A 19049-nucleotide genomic window follows, 5' to 3' on the forward strand; every position below is an offset into this window, starting at 1 on the left:
CTATAAATACAATTACTTAGGTAGTGAAACCATTAATTGAATCTAGTTTTACTAGTACAAAAAGTATAAAAACAGAGAAGGGCCGCTGGTTACAGCGGCCCTTCTCTGTTTTTATACTTTAAAGGAATTAAGCTCCTACTTCAGCTAAAACCTGCTTTACTTTCTCAGCGGCTTCTTTAAGCGCAACTGCAGAGTATACTTTCAAGCCAGACTCGTCGATGATGCGGGCACCTTCTTCAGCGTTTGTACCTTGCAGACGAACGATGATCGGAACACGGATATCACCAATGTTTTTGTAAGCCTCAACCACACCGTTAGCAACTCTGTCGCAACGCACGATACCACCGAAGATGTTGATCAGGATAGCTTTTACGTTCGGGTCTTTCAGGATGATACGGAAACCAGCCTCTACTGTCTGTGCGTTTGCTCCACCCCCTACATCAAGGAAGTTAGCAGGCTCACCGCCAGAAAGCTTGATGATATCCATCGTTGCCATTGCCAGACCTGCACCATTTACCATACAGCCTACGTTACCGTCAAGCTTCACATAGTTCAGGTTAGAGGCGCTTGCCTCAACCTCCAACGGATCTTCTTCAGAAGTATCACGCAGGGCAGCTAGGTCTTTGTGACGGAACAATGCGTTATCGTCTAAGTCAACTTTCGCGTCTACAGCCAAAATCTTGTTGTCTGAGGTTTTCAGAACAGGGTTGATCTCGAACATAGAAGAGTCAGTGTCAACGTAGGCTCTGTAAAGGTTAGTGATGAATTTCACCATCTCTTTGAAAGCCTCGCCTTGTAAGCCAAAAGCAAAAGCAATCTTGTTTGCCTGGAACGGACGCAGACCAACAGCCGGGTCGATCCACTCTTTGATGATCTTCTCAGGAGTTTTCTCAGCTACCTCCTCGATGTCCATACCACCTTCAGTAGATGCCATGATCACGTTGCGGCCTTTAGCACGGTCCAGCAGGATGCTCAGGTAGAACTCCTTCGGATCAGACTCGCCTGGGTAATATACATCTTGGGCAACCAGCACTTTCTGTACAAGCTTTCCTTCAGGGCCTGTCTGGTGTGTTACCAGTGTCATGCCTAGGATCTGGTCAGCGATTTCTTTCACCTGATCAAGGTTTTTAGCCAATTTCACACCACCGCCTTTACCACGGCCACCCGCATGAATTTGTGCTTTGATCACATGCCAGCCAGTGCCTGTTTCTTCAGTCAGCTTCATGGCGGCTTTTACCGCCTGGTCTGGTGTTTCGGCCACGATGCCCTCTTGAATGCGCACGCCGTAGCTTTTTAAAATGTCTTTAGCCTGATATTCGTGTATGTTCATGCTTTCAGTTTTAATGGACGCACGAAAGTACGCCTTTATCCCCTTAAATTCAAGTAAAGCTTTTTTAAAATATTAGCATTTGGGCAGCAGTACCAAATCGTGCCTTGCCCTTACAGGTAATTTGTAACGCGCCCCTGAAGATACAAGTATGAGAGTATGCACTTACGTACCTTTAGTTAAGCAAGCATGGCAGATATATATACTTTTGCGAAACGTGTAGCGCTCGCAGCGTTTATCATACTTTTGATCGGGTCTACGTTTTATATGCTGGGCAGGCATGGTTACTTTTTTTTGTTGGTGTTTGCAGGTATACTGCTGGCAGTACTGTTTGGCGGGCTTGCCGAGTGGATTCAAAAGAAAACAAAACTGAAGTATGGCTTATCCCTCTTACTCTCAATATTGCTCTTTTTTGGTGTATTAGTCGGTGCCTTTATACTAGTAGCACCTACTGTTAGCGATCAGGTGCAGGAGATGCAAAAAACGCTTCCATCAGCTATAAGCAAGGTGCAAGACTGGTTGCAAAGTAAAGGGATAGGACAAAAGCTGGTAGATAAAATGCCTTCTGATCCAACGGAGGTGCTACCTAAAAACCAAGGGCTATTCTCTAAGGTATCTTCCATATTCTCTTCTACTTTAAGCGTATTGGCAGATTTAGTTATCGTGATTGTTACAGCCATCTTTCTCGCTTCCAGCCCTAAACTTTATACAACCGGGTTTTCAAAGTTGTTTCCTCCCAGGCACCGCACCAGAGTGCAAGAGGTGCTGGGTAAGTGCTATAATACGTTAAAGCTTTGGTTACTGGCCATGCTTCTGGCCATGACAATGATTGGTGTAAGTACAGCAATAGGGTATAGTATAATAGGTTTGCCTATGGCGTTTGCGTTGGCTCTTATTTCTTTTTTGTTCGCTTTTATACCCAATATTGGCCCCTGGATAGCAGCTTTACCGGCTTTGCTTATAGGCTTAACAGTAAGTCCGCAAATGGCACTTTATGCCATGCTTGTTTACGGCGGTATACAAATGATCGAAAGCTATATTATAACTCCGCTGATATTCCAGAAAACAGTAGACCTGCCACCTGCGCTGCTGCTTTTCTTCCAGGTGTTGTTAGGTATAGTAGAGGGAGCACTTGGCTTATTGCTAGCTGCGCCTATACTTGCGGTCCTGATGGTTGTAATAAACGAGCTTTTTATTGATGAAGTGCTGGAAAACGACCAGCCACATAGGCAGCTTTAATATAAAATTCAGCATAAAATAGAACGCATGCCTGTGTAGATACCGGAGGTTTAAGCTTGAATAGAATCCTCTAAACTACATTAAAAGATTATTTTGTAGATTTGGCAGAATTATAGTGTCAAGGAATCCGGTTAATAGATATTTAAGAAGTGCTGCAGGTAAAAAATATCCACAAAAAGTATGGTTCGCTTCAGGTATTGAAGGGGATAGACCTAGAAATTGGAACAGGAGAAGTTGTGTCTATTGTGGGTGCATCTGGTGCCGGCAAAAGTACACTGCTGCACATCTTGGGTACGCTGGATACAGCAGACTCTGGTGAGGTTATCTTTGACAACAAGAACATTGCCCGAATGGGAGCTAATGAAATGGCACGCTTCCGCAACAGGCACATCGGCTTTATTTTTCAGTTTCATAACTTGTTGCCGGAGTTTACTGCCCTGGAGAATGCCTGCTTACCCGGTTTCCTGGCTGGCCGCTCTGAGAAGGAGGTGCGCGAGCAGGCAGAGCAGTTGCTGGGTATGTTAGGATTGTCGCACCGCCTGCACCACAAACCCTCCGAGATGTCGGGTGGTGAGCAGCAGCGTACCGCTGTAGCACGTGCGTTAGTTAACTCTCCTAAAATAATATTTGCCGACGAACCAAGCGGTAACCTCGACTCTAAAAATGCCCAGGAGCTTCACGATATCTTCTTCAGGCTGCGCAATGATTTCAATCAAACTTTCGTGATCGTGACTCACAATGAGCAGCTGGCAGGAATGGCAGATAGAACGCTTGTGATGAAAGATGGCCAGATTGTTACTGAAGTTGAAATATAAAAGATATTTTGATGTAGGAACAGGTCTCGACCTGTCCGCGCGCCAGGCTGACCGATGAAACGAAAATGGTTGATGCGGCAATACATACTTGTATTTGTTTTCTAATTCTCTGAATTCCAGGGGTAAGGGGATCTTTTAAAAATACAAACAATTTCCCCTGAATGGTTGCCTGCAAACGATTAGGGCAGGTTGCGACCTGCCCCTGCATAATAGTAACCTCTCTAACTTTCTCACCCTCACCTCCGTACCTATACTTTACCCTTTGCTCAACTTTTAGCCTTTTTTCAGCTGCAATAGTAGGGTAGATAATTAACTTAAAAATAATTTATAACTCATTGATAATCAATGATATAAAATCTATATTTTATTTAATTTTTTGCACTATTTGGGATGCTGCTGTGTTTGATATATGTACTAAAACATGAAAGCTAATAAGATTATGAATCAACCAGTTAAAGAGACGAAGGTGCAGAAAAAAGCCAAGATTGAGAGCTATGATATTGCCAAGTCTGATGAGACGCTTCACTTAGCTGTTGACTTAGCTAAGTTCATCAAAGAAAATCGTTTATATCAGAATATACAAGGTAAAGAGTACGTAAACGTGGAGGGATGGCAGTATGCTGGATCTCGCCTAGGAATTTTACCTGTGGTAGAGCATGTGGTTAATATCAGCACTGACGATGAGATAAAGTACCAGGCAAAGGTTAACTTGCTTGACCTCCGAAGCCAGCAGGTGGTAGGTGCCGGTTTTGCGATATGCTCTAACAAAGAGCAGGGTAAAAAGTATTACCAGGAATTTGCCATTGCCTCTATGGCTCAAACCAGAGCTATTGGTAAAGCCTACCGTAATATTTTAGCCTGGATTATCCGCGCTGCCGGTTATGAACCAACCCCAGTAGAGGAAATGGACTATGGCGGAAACGAAACAGCCGCTAAGCCAGCTGTTCCAACAGAGAAAAAGCCGACAATGAAGTCTGCTACAGCTCAATCAGCTGCTGCAACTTCTGAGAATGCGGAAGAGCAAAACGGCAGTGTGCGTTATGCATCTGCCAAGCAGAAAGAAGAGATTATCCGGTTGCTGAATAACCCGACCATTACACGTCAGGAGAAAACCAAGATGCTGCTTAACATCAACCGCTTTGATGAAGAGCGTGCCGCGCAGGCAATCGAGAAACTGAAAAAGGTAATCGAAGACCGTGAGGACGGTCAGTCTGCAGCTGCATAATAAGTATAAGCTAGAATTTATAAAAGCCTGTCTCGCAAAGACAGGCTTTTTTTGCTTTAAGAGTTTTTGGAGTCGCACATTTTCCTAATCAAGTAAAGCTTAGTGGGAGAGTATAAATTAAAAACGTTAATCGTTGAACGCGCTACCTAAACTTCTTTAAGATAGCTATATATAGATATTGTTTTTTTTAGCTTAATATACAGGATGTTATAGATTATTTGCCCATAATTTTCAGTCTTATACTTCATTTTAGCATCTACTTTTAAAAAAATAGATTTGCAGAATTTATTTTATTCATATATTTGTGATAAATATTATCAAAATTATACTGTTCTAATTTCCACAACTATGAAAAAATCAATTTTTGCTTTGCTAGCACTCGTATTGGTGCTTGCAGGTCAGTCCGCTTTTGCTCAAAAAAAGGCTTATGAGCAAGGAGATTACATTTTAAATGCTGGTGTTTCGCTTGGGTACTATGGGTACGGGTACGTTGGTAGCCGTTCCGGAGGCTTTTTACCCCTGACTGCCTCGCTTGAAAAAGGCATTCATGAGCATATAAGTGTCGGCCCATACGTAGGATATGCCAGCTGGAAGTACAAAGGCTCTGGTTACAACTACAGCTGGAACTTTACATCGGTAGGTGTGCGAGGTACTTTTCATGCTGTCTCACTTTTAAACGAGACGCTGGATATGAGCATCAACGAAAACAAAATTGACCTCTACGGCACTTTAATGGCGGGCCTTGAATTCAGGTCGTTTTCCGGCGATGAGTTTTTAGAAGACTATGCAAACGAAACCAATTTCTTTGTAGGGCCTGTGCTGGGTGCAAAGTATAAATTCAATGATAAAATAGGCTCATTTATAGAAGGTGGCCGTGGTGCATTTGGTTATAGCACGCTCGGTGTATCTGTAAACTTCTAATATAACCTTTACATTTGTTAAGCGGCTCCGGTATTCAGGTATCGGAGCCGCTTTTATTTTGTACAAGGTATAGATTATGCTTTACTGTGCACCTAAGCAAGTACAGGCAAAAGAATAAGTTTTTTACCTTTGCAAAAGTATAGATCCATCCTTGTGCAAAACATCCACCACATCCTAAAAACCTACTGGGGCTATGAGCAGTTCAGGCCGTTGCAGGAGGATATTATCCGTTCTGTACTGGCAGGGCAGGATACGCTTGCATTGCTACCGACAGGTGGTGGTAAATCTATTTGCTTTCAGGTGCCGGCTATGGCGAAGGATGGGCTTTGCCTAGTAATAACGCCGCTTATTGCCCTGATGAAAGACCAGGTAGAGCAGCTGAAGCGAAGGGGTATATCTGCAGTGGCCATTTACTCTGGTATGAACCGCCGCGAGATCGATATTACCCTGGATAACTGCGTGTATGGCAATGTTAAATTTTTATACTTGTCGCCGGAGCGTTTGCTTACAGAGCTGTTTCAGGAGCGGGTTAAGAAGATGAAAGTTGGATTGTTAGCTGTGGATGAAGCACATTGTATTTCGCAGTGGGGCTACGATTTCAGGCCGCCATACTTACAGCTGGCAGAGCTGAGGACTATACTTGCCGGTGTACCAGTTATTGCTCTTACCGCTACTGCCACTGCGCCTGTTAAAGCCGATATCCAGGAAAAGCTGAACTTCCCAAAGCCGAACGTTTTTCAGAAAAGTTTTGCCCGTTCCAATCTTTCCTACTCCTGCCTTTATACCGAGGATAATGTTGGCCGTTTGTTGGAAATACTGCAGCGTATGCAGGGCCAAAGTATAGTTTATGTGCGCAGTCGCAGGCAAACCGTAGAGATGGCCAAATTTCTGGTTAGTCGTCGTATATCTGCGACAGCTTACCACGCTGGGTTAAAGTTTGAGGAACGAAGCCAGGTGCAGCAGCTTTGGATAGAAGACAAAGTGCGTGTAATGTTAGCCACCAATGCTTTTGGTATGGGCATCGATAAACCGGATGTAAGGCTGGTGGTGCACTTGGATTTGCCTGAAAGTTTAGAAGCCTATTACCAGGAGGCTGGACGTGCCGGGCGCGATGAAAAATATGCCTACGCCACCATACTTTATGGACCTAACGATACCAAGGAACTGCTACAGAAAGTTGAGGACGCACATCCTCCCGTTGAGCTTATCCGAAGAGTATACCAGTGCCTGGCTAATTATTACCAGTTGGCTGTAGGCAGTGGTCTGCTCAGTAGCTTTGACTTTGATCTGGCTGATTTTTCTAAGAATTATAAATTACCTGCCTTGCAGGTGCACCATGCCATTAAGCGACTAGAAAGCGAAGGCTACATTCAATTAAACGAAAGTTACTACACACCTTCCAGGCTATACTTTACGGTAGAGAACATAGCACTCTATGAATTCCAGATGGGAAACCCCGGCATGGATAAGTTAATACAAGCTATACTTAGAACTTACGGCGGCGAGGCTTTTGTAAACTTTGTGAAGATATCGGAGCCAAAACTGGCAAAGCAACTTAACATTCCGGAGCAGGAGCTGCGAAAAAAACTGGAGTATATGCACAAGCTGCAATTGCTGATATACGAGCCCCAGCATGACTCCCCACAGCTGGTGTTTACAAAGCCACGTCAGGATGCCAGCACGTTAGTACTTAACACTGCTAAACTAAGCCAACTGCGAAAGCGTGCCCAGGTACAGGCCAAGGAGATGGCGCTTTATGTTGAAACTACTAACCGATGTCGCACACAGCTTTTACTCGAATACTTTGGTGAGGTAACGGATAAAAGCTGCCGCATCTGCGATTACTGCCTGGCTCAGCGAAAAAAAGAGCGGGAAGGGCAGGAGGAGAGCCAGCTTCGCAATAAAGTAATTGAACTGCTAAAGGTAAAACCATACTTACCGAAGGAGCTGATGCAGCATTTTGAACCGAAGAATCAGGAGCAGGCTCTTTCGATCTTAAGAGAGTCTCTGGACAATGGGAAAATTGTGCAGTTGCCTGATGGGAAAATTAAAGCTAAATAAGATAGTGATATACTCTCGAAGGTCTTATCGTACAATTTATATTACTATAATTTTATTCGAATATCCTGTGTTATTTTAGTGATTTACAAATAGTTATAATACTTTTTTGTAAATATTTCATGATCAATTGTAAATGATTGAACTAGTTGACCAATCCTATTGACTAATCAAAAAATGCCTCTACTTTTGCGGCAAAAAATAAATATTATAGACTAACATCTACCAACCCAATCTTTTATGAAAATCAATGCTTTTGCCTCCGGGGGAGAGGTTAAAAGCATACTTTATGTCCGTTCTAGGTCAAACCTGAGAAGGCTAATAGTATGCTTTGTTTTTTTGTGGGGAATCATCATACCTCAGGTGTATGCACAAACAACTGTTACACTAGATGCAACACCTAAAACTGAAGGGGGAGTAACGTTCAGTCTAAGCGGGAACGCGACAGTGGCTTATGGAGCATATTCATTCTCAACCGTTAACCCAGTATCCGCTACGATCAGTATCAGTCAAAAGATTGACATATCCACAATAGCATTTTCATGGTCTACCAATGTTCAGGGAGCATATCTAGACTTTTATAGTGGAGCTACAATTGTCAAAACAATACCGTGGGGACCAGTAGGTACTACAACTGTAAATGCAACTGGTATTGATCGAATTGTGATGAGGGAAAATGGTGCAAGTCTGGATGGGGCAGGAGACCTTCAAAAAATTACATTTATTGTAAATTCTGTTGCTAGCCCAGCCATAATTTCTACTACTGCGCCATCTAACATAACTAATTCCGGAGTGACACTTGGAGGAAGTGTTACTTATGATGGTGGTGCATTAGTTACGGAAAGAGGCATCGTATACAGTACAGTTAATTCTACCCCAACTGTAAGTAACACAAAAGTTGAGATTGGAACAGGTACAGGTAATTTCTCTAAAGCTGTGACAGGGCTAGCTAGTAACACTACTTACTATGTGCGCGCCTATGCAGCCAATTCTGCAGGTATAAGCTATGGTGCTGTACAAACATTTAAGACTTTACCTGCTCCCACACTTCCATTGCACACTTTAAGTTTTAACGGAACAAATCAATTTGTAGCAGTACCCAATAAGCCTGCCCTTGAATTCACGACTGGAACGGTAGAGATGTGGGTGAAGCCAGATTGGACAGCTAATACAAAAGGAGCAAATCCTTGCCTGATTTCTATGCGCTCAAATACCGGCACTCGGTATAGTATTCACATGGAAAACAATCTGCAGGGAATAGGTATATATAATGGAGGACCTTACAGTGTTAAGTCCTATTCCTTTACAAAAGGACAGTGGTACCACATTGCTGCTGTGATGACAACCTCCACAACAGAATTTTTTGTAAATGGTGCATCGATTGGTTCGACTTCGAATGGAATAAATTCTGTAACTGCAGGTCTTGATTTAAAAATTGGAGCCTCTGTAACAGGAGTTAATAGTGAATACTTTTTAGGTGAAATGGATGAGGTGCGCGTTTGGAATACTGCTCGTACCGCGAATGAAATCTTGTATAACTATGGCAATCCTGTTAGTGTATCAAGTACAGGTCTTGTAGCTTATTATAGTATAGAAGAAAATGTTACAAATGCAGCAAACGCTGTTGCAAGGAAAGTAACTGAAAGTACATCCAATGCTTTTCATGGTACACTTTACAACTACTATTCCTCTAATGCCAACCTCTCAAACCTGACATTATCTACTGGTGTACTTTCCCCTGTTTTTTCAGCGGGTACAATAAGCTATGCTGCCTCTGTGCCTTATACAGTAACATCTGTAAGTGTAACACCAACAGTTGCTGATGCTACGGCCGCCCTAAAGGTAGATGGTGCATCAGCAGTTAGCGGAAACGCGCAGAGTATAAACCTAAACGTAGGAGCTAATACAATTTCGATAGCAATAACAGCCCAGGATGGTACTCTTAAAAATTATACTGTAACTGTAATCCGGGCTGCAGCCTCTTCAAATGCCGATCTGTCAAACATCAGCTTGAGTTCAGGTGGTTTGACTCCAGTATTTAACGCAGGTACAACAAGTTATGCTGCTACGGTTGCCCATAATATTGCTTCAGTTGATCTATCTTCTACCGTCGCAGATATTATGGCAACCCTTACAGTAGATGGCGTTGCGGCCGCAAGCGGAAATCCAGTTTCGGTAGCACTTGCATCTGGTTCCACAAAGTTGGTATCTGTTATTGTTACAGCGCAGAACGGAGATGCCAAGACTTATACTATTGCCATAACAAGACCTTTTCCTCCGGTTTTTGCCTCTATCTCTTCCAGCACGAACGTGAGCTGCAACGGAGGGGCTAACGGTTCGGCTACGGTAACGGCCTCTGGGGGTACAGGTCCATTTACATACAGTTGGTTACCGTCAGGAGGAACTGACGCAACGGCTTCAGGTTTGACAGCTGGTACCTACACGGTTACTGTTACAGATGCAAACGGTCAAACGGCAAAAGCCGATATAACCATCACGCAGCCGACCGCTCTTGCTACTACAGGTGCACAAACTAACGTAAGCTGCTTTGGTAGTAGTAACGGTTCTGCTACCGTATCTGTAACAGGCGGGACAGCTCCGTATACTTATGCATGGTCTCCATCTGGAGGTAACGCTGCTACAGCAACTGGCCTTGCTGCGGGTAACTATATGGTAACCATAACAGACGCAAAAGGCTGTACTATAAACAGAATTTTCACAATAACGCAGCCAACTGAGCTTGCGGCTACTGTTGCTACTACCCCTGTTACTACAGTAGGAGGCAATACCGGAACGGCTACAGTTACAGCTACAGGCGGTACGGGCGCTTATACGTACAGCTGGTCTCCATCAGGGGGTACAGGTGCTACTGCAACCGGTTTAACTGCTGGTACCTATACCCTTACCATTAAGGATACAAACAATTGCTCTATAACAAAAACGGTAACTATACTAGAGCCTACCGTTACCAATGTAGTTGCTATAACCAAAACAGCTACTTCTCCAACCAACGCCGCTACCGTAGGATTCAATATAGTATTCGATCAGCCGGTGACCGGAGTGAGTGCCGGCAACTTTACACTTACAACATCTGGAGTTAGCGGAGCAAGTATAGCAAGTGTAGCTGCAGTAAACAGCACCACCTACGCTGTTACAGTAAATACAGGCACAGGCAGTGGCCAGATTTCCCTGAACCTGGTCAATGACGATGGCCTATCACTTACAGTACAGAACCTGCCGGTAAATGGCACTGAGAAGTATACCATAGACAAAACACCTCCTGCCGTTCCGTCCGCCCCTGATCTATTGGCTACCAGCGATTCTGGCAGCAGCGATAGCGACAACATCACCAACAAGACATCACTGACTTTTGAAGGTACTGCAGAACCTGAAACCAGCATACTTTTCTATGCAGGCACCCAAGAGATGGGAAACACAACGTCTGATGTTAATGGTAACTGGCAGGTGACTGCTACCTTAGTTACAGGTACACATAGCCTTACAGCCAAAGCAGTTGATGCCTTAGGTAATTCCAGCGCAGCAAGTGCTGCCCTGTTGGTGACAGTAGATGTTACGGCACCGGCAAAGCCATTTATACTTGCTTTTAAAGATGAGAATATTACAGGCGGTAACAACGGTTTCTCCAAAGGGAATGTGCTGAAACTGAGTGGCAGCGCAGAGCTAGGTGCAACCGTAAAAGTTACTCTGCCTGCTACCTCTCAAACTAAAGAAGCCTTAGCCGCTACCGGCGCATGGGAAATTGATTTCTCAGACCTAGCCCTTACGGACGGAACGTACACTTTTGAAGGGACAGCAACAGACGTGGCAGGTAATGTGAGCCAGGTAAGCGCTTCGTTCGCCTTGATGATAGACAGAGTAGCACCAGTGGCTCCGCTCATTGCTTCTATCTCTGAGGATACTGGTTTGAGTAATACCGATGCAATTACCTCTGACAGAAACATACAGATCAATGGTACAGCCGAGGGAGGTTCAAAAGTAACTGTAACAATTGGCACAGATACTTACAGCCCAATAATTGCTGCATCAGACGGCAAGTGGACACTAGATCTGACAACGGTTACGCTGGCAGACGGTACATACGCTGCTACGGCTATCGCACAAGATGCAGCCGGTAATGTAAGCGATGCCAGTTCAACCTTTACCTTCGTAGTAGACAACGTTGTTCCGAGTGCTCCTGTTATCGATGCAGTAAGCGAGGATACTGGTGTGAGCACCACAGACGGCATCACCAACGACCAAACTCTTACTATTTCAGGTACGGCTCTGGCGCAAAATGAGGTAAGCATTCTGCTCAATGGCACAGCCATAGGTACAGCAGTTGCAGATGCTAATGGCGACTGGACTTATACTTATGCCTCGACGATACTGGAGGGTGTTTATACTTTAACTGCAAAGGCAACATCTGTAAGTGGCATCGTGAGCAGCCTGAGTGCGGCTTATACTTTAACAGTTGACGTTACGGCACCTACGGTAATAGCTGCCACAACAGCTGCGCCTGTAGTAAAGGCGCCATTCGACATAACATACACATTTAGTGAAGCAGTAAGCGGTTTCGAACTGAGCGACCTGACGCTGACCAATGCTACAGCCACTTCACTATCTGCCAACGGAAACACCTATACCGTAACAATAAGCCCGACTACGGACGGTAAGGTAACTGCCCAGCTGAAAACGGGAACAGTGACGGATATGGCCGGAAATATGAACGGTGCATCAGAGCTAATTGAGCGTCTATACGATGTAACGGTGCCGGAAGTAACGCTTGCATCTAGTGCACCGCAAGTTACCAATGCGGCCTTTACGGTTATGGTTGATTTCACAGAACCGGTGACAGGTTTTGAAGAGGGAGATCTTTCTGTCACAAATGCAGCTGTAAGCAGCTTTACGAAAGTAAGCGAGCAGCAGTACACGGCACTTATCACACCACAGACAGATGGAAACGTAGCTGTATCGGTTGCTGCCGGTGTGGCGTTTGATGCTGCCACAAACGGCAACGAGGCTTCGGCTATACTTTCGCGCACCTACGATGCAACCAAACCAACGGTAACACTTGCCACCACGGCTGCTGATCCAACCAACGCACCGTTTACAGTTACTTACATCTTCAGTGAGGAAGTATTCGTTTTTGAGTTAGGAGATATCACAGTAACCAACGGTGCAGCTTCAGCGTTCACAAAAATTGACGGCCAGACCTACACAGCGCTTGTTACACCTGCCTCTGACGGTCATGTAACGGTAGCACTTGCTGCCGGCGTAGCGAGCGACAAGGCAACAAACCCAAGCGAAGCCTCTGCTGAACTACGCAGACTTTACGATGCCACAGCACCAACTGGGTACGCAATTGCCTTCAACACTAACCGTGTGGATGTGACGAACGTGAGCAATATCAGCTTAAGCATAACAGATGCTGAGGTTGGTACTACTTACTTCTATACCATCATCAGCAACAATGGCGGAACTGAAGTTACAGGCACAACCCAGGTACAGCAGTCTGGTTTTGATCTGAACACACTCGACCTGTCCAGCTTGAACGATGGTACCCTAACAGCCACTTTATACTTACTAGACGCAGCTGGCAACAAAGGCGCAAACGCTACGGCAGAAGTGATCAAGATTACACGCGACATCGTGGCGGTAACCGTGCCGCAGGTAATCAAAGTACCAATCAGGACAACATATGCCAACGTGCCGATGCCAGCTAAAGTAGAGGTTACTTATTCTACAGGCGCCAAGGAGCAGCTAAATGTTACCTGGAGCCAGGGCAACTACAATGGATTCGTTGCTGGTTCCTACGAACTGACAGGTGAGCTTATACTTGCCCCGATGACGACCAACCTGACACAGCATGTTGCCAAAGTAACAGTGGAGGTACAGCCGAACAAAGTGCCGACAGCGCTTGCCTTCAACACGACTACCTTTAAGCCGGAGGCTACTGCAAATGATGTGATTGGTACATTAACAACCACTGACCCAGACGACAACCAGTTTGTCTATACATTGGTAAGCGGAGATGGCAGCAAAGACAATGAGCTGTTTGAGCTAAGGGGTGATAAGCTGTACCTGAAGTCTAACAAAGGTTTGTCTGGTATCACGCAGCTTTCCATCAGAGTTCGCAGCACCGATCCTTACAGCAACACCATCGAGAAGAACTTTACGCTAAGCAAAGAGCTTTATGCCAAGCCGGAAGACCAGCTGAAGATCGTGAACGCCTTCTCTCCGGACGGTGACGGCATCAACGACACCTGGTTCATACCTGAGCTGAGGTTCTACAACAACGTGGAGATCGAGGTGTTTGACCGCTCTGGTATGAGATTGTTCTATACTACAAACCCTGAAGAGGGCTGGAATGGCAAGGACGCCAACGGGCAAGTACGCAAAGGAACCTACTTCTACATCGTTCAGGTGAAGGATATCAACATGGTGAAGAAAGGTGTCGTGACAATTCTTAAGAAGTAATCAAAATGAAAAAGTATATCATAGCTATAGCAGCTATACTTTCTGCTTTGGGTGTTCAGGCCCAAAGCAGAAAACACATAGCCAATTTCTCGTTGTTCCAGCAGTATTATAACCCAGCCCTAACTGGCTACGAAGGGTCTATGCTGAAAACATTTTACCGCAACCAATGGACCGGTTTTGAAAATGCACCCAAAACAATCTTCGCCTCTGCCGAGCTGGATCTGGCCGACCTGGGAGCCTGGAAACAGAACAACCTGCTGAAGACACAGCAGGAAGACGGCTATAACCGACAGATCGGGGCAAAGCACGCTTTTGGATTGGCTTTGTTAAATGACCAGTTTGGTGCATTAACAGAGAACCAACTTTTCCTGAGCTATGGGGCGCGTGTGCAGCTGAGCGAGAAAATTAGCCTGCGCTGGGGTACTGCCGTGGCGTTGAGCACACAGCGTCTGGATGGCAACAAACTGACCATAGACCAGGAAAACGATCCGCAGTACCAGGATGCACTGGGGCAGAACAACCGCCTGGGCAAACTGGACCTGAACTTTGGCCTGATGCTTACTGCCGATAAATATTATGTAGGCTATGCCATGCAGGATGTTGGCGAAGAAGGACTCGTGACAATGGGCGACGATTATTTGAAAGGGATGTATACCCGCAAGCACATTGCGCAGGCTGGTTATCGTACTGCAGTCACAGATCAGGTTGGTGTAGTTCTGAACGGCATCTATCAATATGACGATAAGCTGAAGGAAACGGTGGAAGTGCAGGCAAAAGGCGTATACCAGAACACGTTTTGGGTAGGCGGCGGTTACCGCAAAGACCTGGCTTATACTTTAAATGCAGGCGTGAGGCTTGACCAGCTGAAGATAGGATATGTGTACGAGGCACCTACAAACGACGCCAAAGCCATAGGCAGAAGCACAAACGAAATCATGCTGACCTTTAACCTGCTTCCGGTAAAGTATCCGAAGTATAGCAAAACTGTGAATATCTGGTAAACTAAGACAACATGAAGAGAATAATATACTCCGCAGCATTTTTTATAACGATTGCCTTTTCCGCCCAGGCACAAACGCCTATCAAGGAGACCCGCGAAGAGGTGGCTGATGTTACGCTGCTAAACAAAGAGCTACTGATTTACACCAAAAAGGAGAAGGACGGTCAGTTTCTGTACACAGAGCAGTTAGGGGCCACAGGCACAGCTACAAAAGAACCGGCGCTGAATCTGGGGTCAGTAAATACAGTAGTGGGCAGCAACAAAGAGAACAACGAGTTTTTCGTATACCACAGGCGAGGGCGTAAAGATGAGGTGATTGCCTTTTATACGTATGCTGATGGTGCCTTTACAAAAGTAGGAGAGCGCCAACTGCCGAGGCTAAAGAACCAGTCTTATAACCTCGGTTTGTTCCTGACACCAGATAAGAACGATTTGCTTATTGCCGCAGAGCTGGGCAAGACAAAAGGCTACGACGATATTTACCTGAGCAAATGGAGCGGTAACCGCTGGAGCAAACCAAAGAACCTTGGCAAACAAGTGAATACGCGTCAGCCGGAGTTTGCCCCGTTTCTGGCTAATGATTCGCTTTACTTCTCCAGAAAAGACGGTGAAGCGGCTTATGTATATGCTGTGCCTTTTAAGGCAGGTACTGTGGTAGAGCAGGAGCCTGTAAAGCTGGCTGGCAACATAAACCAGGAAAATGCCTTTAACGCTTATTACAAAAAGCAGGGGGAGCAGGAGCTTTGGATCACGGCAGATAACGAGGGCGGTTACACAGCCTATACCACAGGTGCAGAGGAGGAAACCTACGGAAGCGCATTTGGAGACAATTACTCTTTTGAGGACGCAGTATCGACATCGCAGTATCCGGGAACTGTAGCAGAAATGAAAGCAACTGCCTCAGAGGTGAAAAGCCGCAAGGCCGACCTGCAGTTGCTGTATGGTTTTAACAGCCTGTACCTGGATGAAGCAGCTGTAAAGGAGTTAGACGCTTTTTTGGAGAACCAGCAGGATAAGGCCCGTATCTACATTACAGGTTACTCAGACGGAAAAGGAGTAAAGTCTGTAAAGCAGGAGGTAAGCCGTAAAAGGGCAGCCTATGTAGAATGGTACATTAAGCATAAACTGGCGCACAAAAATTTCTGGATCTTAAGCGACCACACCGTGCTTGATGAACTTGGAGCAGCATACCGGAAAGTAGAAATCAGAATAGATTAATAATTTAAAAGAGGGCTCTTAGGTAAAGGCCCTCTTTTTTTATGCTAAATAGGTGTGTCCTGATGCAACCAAAGCAGCATTAACAGAATCATTAGCTTATCAGTATCATTTTACCTAATCAAAAACTATGAAAAATTATTTTATGGCGTGGAGAAGATGTGTGCAGGTGCCCTTTCTTTTGATTTTACCCTTATTACTCAGTGCCTGCGATGACACAGATTGTATAAGAGGCGAGGGAGCGATTGAAACACGAACGCTTAATATTGATCCCTTTACAAGAATTGCAGCCAACGGAGACTTTAAAGTATACCTTACACAAGGCGCAGCACAGTCCGTTGAAGTTAAAGGCGAGCCTAACATCTTGGATCAACTCAGAACCAGCGTAAGCAATAACACCTGGAAAATAGAGAACAGAGAGTGTGTACGCAGAAGTGAGGCGGTAGAAGTGTACATTACCATACCTGTTGTAGAAGAGCTGGATTTAAACGGGTCTGGGCGTATTATAGGGCAAAATGCCATTACCACCTCTACAGACATTCCTGTTACTGTTAACGGCTCTGGCAAAATAGAGCTAAACCTGACTGCTGATCAGGTGATAACCAGAGTAACCGGCTCCGGAGACATAGTATTATCTGGTGAGGCTGTGCAGCACAACATAAATATTTCCGGTTCTGGCAGAGCAAAAGCATTTGATTTACAGGCTCAGAACGTAACAGTTAATCTTACTGGGTCAGGTGTGGCAGAGGTAAGTGCCTCTACTACTTTGGCAGTAGATATCTCAGGAAGCGGAAACGTATACTTCCAAGGCAATCCTACAGTTACTCAGAATATTTCAGGCTCTGGGAAAGTGATTAAAAGGTAAGTCTTAACTACTATTTTACAAATGAAAAGCCATCAAAACTTTTGATTCTGATGGCTTTTCATTTGAAGTTGTTTATCGTTTTATTTAGCTAAACCCGGTGATTGCCTCTGCGAGAAAAAAGCATTTATACTTTTATAAAGATCCTGCACACCAGCAGTTTCAGTAGTGTTTATCTGAAAAGCAAAAGCCTCTTTAGTCTCCGGATCATAATATACCTGCGAAAGGTAACCCGGAAAAAAGCCGCTGTGGCCGTAAAATATTTTGCCGTTCAGGTTATACTTCATAATGCCCAAGCCATACTCTGCCCGAACTTCGGCAGCTGGTAATGTGGCTGTATACTCCTTTAGTAGCTCTGTGCCGAAAACCTTACCCTCGAAAATAGCTACCATTAGTTTAGCCATCATCGAAGGATTATATGCATATCCTCCGCCTGTCCACTCAAATTGCATATTATAGCGTGACTTTCCTTCTTTATCCAATGCGGCGCCAGTAAAACCAAGCGGATCATTTTCTCCTGCATAACCGTTGGCTAAACCCGGTATAGTGCGCGTGTTGGTAGGGATGAACATTTTAATGTGGTTTGGCTTCAGGATGCTTTCTTCGGCGTAAGTATAAAAGTCCTGACCTGAAATCTGCTCTATGATGGCACCAAGTATAAGGTAGTTTGTATCGGAGTAGGCAAAATCCTGGCCACAGTCAAATTTAGGTGCGATGGTAGCTATGTATTTAACCTGCTCCAGTGGTTGCCATACTTTATCAGGATTCTGCTTCACGTCTTCTTTAAAATCTGTGAAAATATAACGAGCCAGGCCAGTGCGGTGCTGCATCAGTTGCCTTACGGTAAGGCAAGTATAATTAGGAATAGCCTCGGCCCACTCACCTTTCAAGTACTTACTTATAGGTGCATCCAATTCCAGCTTATTTTCCTGTACCAGTTTTAGAACTGCTGCGGCTACCACTATTTTCCCGGTGCTGCCGCCCATCATCACTTGGCTTGGATTTAGATATCTTTTTGTGGCAACATTGCTGTAGCCATAAGCCTGCGACAGGTTATACATGCCTTTCGAGTAGCCGATAAGAATACCAGGGTATACTTTGTTGTTAAAGTGCTGTTTAAGTTGCTGCTGTAATGTGGTTGCGTTTTGGGCACCTGCACTCAAGCTTAAGAGCAGCGCCATGAGGAGGCAAATGTAATTACGTTTCATAGTTCTATGTTTCTGAAGTATAAATGTAAAGAAATTGCAACAAAGGCAGCAGCTACTTTCCTGCTAAAACTGGTTTAAATTAGTGGATGTTTTTATATGGGAAATTCCCTGACGCTAATATTAATAGGGGATTCAGATAAGATTAGTTAATTTGTTTTAAAGTGCTATTGTTATGTTAAACAGTAGCCGCTAAAGCATACAATTTAATTATTGAATCTGAAAAGCGCTCCATCTCCTTGAGTTGGGGGCTGCACTGCAGTAAATAGAAATTTACACCCACCACCTTAAACTCGGCAATTGTATCCTGCACCTGTATCGGTGTGCCTACCAAACCAGAAAATTGTACGGAACAATTCTCCCATAGGAGGGGAGACCAAGGTACTGTAGACTGAACCGTAAAGTATAAATAGGGAATAGGTGCCTAGAAAATAACAGGATCCTTAGCCCCTCCTCAAAGTATATAAGTATAAACTTTCAACCTTCTCGCGGGCCCATGGGGTTTTGCGCAGAAAGGCAAGGCTGGATTTTATACTTGGGTTGTTCTTAAAGCAATTGATGTTGATTTTGGTACTTAGGTGTTCCCAGCCGTAGTAGTCTACCAGGTGCTCCAGGATCATTTGTAGCGTTTTGCCGTGCAGCGGGTTGTTTTTCTGTGCTTCTGCCATAGGTTACAAAAATATAAAGTAGTAACTAAAATTTAGA

The 19049-nt window shown here is 44.7% G+C and carries 12 protein-coding genes; 9 read left to right on the plus strand and 3 right to left on the minus strand.

Annotated features, from left to right (window positions below; translation table 11 throughout):
* Positions 1–127: 127 nt before the first annotated feature.
* Positions 128–1330, minus strand: coding sequence for an ADP-forming succinate--CoA ligase subunit beta (gene sucC / locus WG943_RS14510; protein WP_340410108.1), 1203 nt, complete (start codon positions 1328–1330; stop codon positions 128–130).
* A gap of 186 nt (positions 1331–1516) precedes the next feature.
* On the opposite strand from sucC, the gene WG943_RS14515 reads away from it, so the two are divergent.
* The 9 genes from WG943_RS14515 to WG943_RS14555 all read left to right on the plus strand — a co-directional run bounded on the left by WG943_RS14515 (position 1517) and on the right by WG943_RS14555 (position 17142).
* The gene (locus WG943_RS14515) at positions 1517–2566 is read left to right on the plus strand and encodes an AI-2E family transporter (protein ID WP_340410109.1); all 1050 of its coding nucleotides are present in this window, start codon (positions 1517–1519) and stop codon (positions 2564–2566) included.
* A gap of 149 nt (positions 2567–2715) precedes the next feature.
* Positions 2716–3381: an ABC transporter ATP-binding protein gene (locus tag WG943_RS14520; RefSeq protein ID WP_340410111.1), complete on the plus strand. Its 666-nt coding sequence runs from the start codon at positions 2716–2718 to the stop codon at positions 3379–3381.
* Positions 3382–3802: 421 nt separating this feature from the next.
* Entirely contained in the window at positions 3803–4606 is an 804-nt protein-coding gene (locus WG943_RS14525) for a hypothetical protein (RefSeq protein ID WP_340410113.1), read from the plus strand.
* Positions 4607–4954: 348 nt separating this feature from the next.
* Positions 4955–5527, plus strand: a complete 573-nt coding sequence (locus WG943_RS14530) for a hypothetical protein (protein ID WP_340410114.1) — start codon at positions 4955–4957, stop codon at positions 5525–5527.
* A 129-nt stretch (positions 5528–5656) separates the two neighbouring features.
* Entirely contained in the window at positions 5657–7588 is a 1932-nt protein-coding gene (locus tag WG943_RS14535) for a RecQ family ATP-dependent DNA helicase (RefSeq protein WP_340410116.1), read from the plus strand.
* Between the two features lie 237 nt (positions 7589–7825).
* Positions 7826–14062 carry an Ig-like domain-containing protein gene (locus tag WG943_RS14540; RefSeq protein ID WP_340410118.1) on the plus strand — a complete coding sequence of 2079 codons (6237 nt, stop codon included), beginning with the start codon at positions 7826–7828 and terminating at the stop codon, positions 14060–14062.
* A gap of 5 nt (positions 14063–14067) precedes the next feature.
* Positions 14068–15063, plus strand: a complete 996-nt coding sequence (locus tag WG943_RS14545; RefSeq protein WP_340410119.1) for a PorP/SprF family type IX secretion system membrane protein — start codon at positions 14068–14070, stop codon at positions 15061–15063.
* 11 nt (positions 15064–15074) lie between these two features.
* Positions 15075–16280: an OmpA family protein gene (locus tag WG943_RS14550; protein ID WP_340410120.1), complete on the plus strand. Its 1206-nt coding sequence runs from the start codon at positions 15075–15077 to the stop codon at positions 16278–16280.
* A 127-nt stretch (positions 16281–16407) separates the two neighbouring features.
* Entirely contained in the window at positions 16408–17142 is a 735-nt protein-coding gene (locus WG943_RS14555) for a head GIN domain-containing protein (RefSeq protein WP_340410121.1), read from the plus strand.
* 80 nt (positions 17143–17222) lie between these two features.
* Here the strand turns inward: WG943_RS14555 and WG943_RS14560 are convergent, their stop codons facing one another.
* Together WG943_RS14560 and WG943_RS14565 are read right to left on the minus strand one after the other, a co-directional pair.
* A complete protein-coding gene (locus tag WG943_RS14560) occupies positions 17223–18347 on the minus strand; it encodes a serine hydrolase domain-containing protein (RefSeq protein ID WP_340410122.1) in 1125 nt (374 codons plus the stop codon).
* 440 nt (positions 18348–18787) lie between these two features.
* The gene (locus WG943_RS14565; RefSeq protein ID WP_340410123.1) at positions 18788–19012 is read right to left on the minus strand and encodes a VF530 family protein; all 225 of its coding nucleotides are present in this window, start codon (positions 19010–19012) and stop codon (positions 18788–18790) included.
* Positions 19013–19049: the final 37 nt, after the last annotated feature.

It is taken from the genome of Pontibacter sp. H249 (assembly GCF_037892465.1).
Lineage (GTDB): Bacteria > Bacteroidota > Bacteroidia > Cytophagales > Hymenobacteraceae > Pontibacter.

Coding starts and splice junctions, on each gene's coding strand:
- sucC (WP_340410108.1), bottom strand. CDS start 1,330: ATGAACATACACGAATATCAGGCTAAAGACATTTTAAAAAGCTACGGC.
- WG943_RS14515 (WP_340410109.1), top strand. CDS start 1,517: ATGGCAGATATATATACTTTTGCGAAACGTGTAGCGCTCGCAGCGTTT.
- WG943_RS14525 (WP_340410113.1), top strand. CDS start 3,803: ATGAAAGCTAATAAGATTATGAATCAACCAGTTAAAGAGACGAAGGTG.
- WG943_RS14530 (WP_340410114.1), top strand. CDS start 4,955: ATGAAAAAATCAATTTTTGCTTTGCTAGCACTCGTATTGGTGCTTGCA.
- WG943_RS14540 (WP_340410118.1), top strand. CDS start 7,826: ATGAAAATCAATGCTTTTGCCTCCGGGGGAGAGGTTAAAAGCATACTT.
- WG943_RS14545 (WP_340410119.1), top strand. CDS start 14,068: ATGAAAAAGTATATCATAGCTATAGCAGCTATACTTTCTGCTTTGGGT.
- WG943_RS14550 (WP_340410120.1), top strand. CDS start 15,075: ATGAAGAGAATAATATACTCCGCAGCATTTTTTATAACGATTGCCTTT.
- WG943_RS14555 (WP_340410121.1), top strand. CDS start 16,408: ATGAAAAATTATTTTATGGCGTGGAGAAGATGTGTGCAGGTGCCCTTT.
- WG943_RS14560 (WP_340410122.1), bottom strand. CDS start 18,347: ATGAAACGTAATTACATTTGCCTCCTCATGGCGCTGCTCTTAAGCTTG.
- WG943_RS14565 (WP_340410123.1), bottom strand. CDS start 19,012: ATGGCAGAAGCACAGAAAAACAACCCGCTGCACGGCAAAACGCTACAA.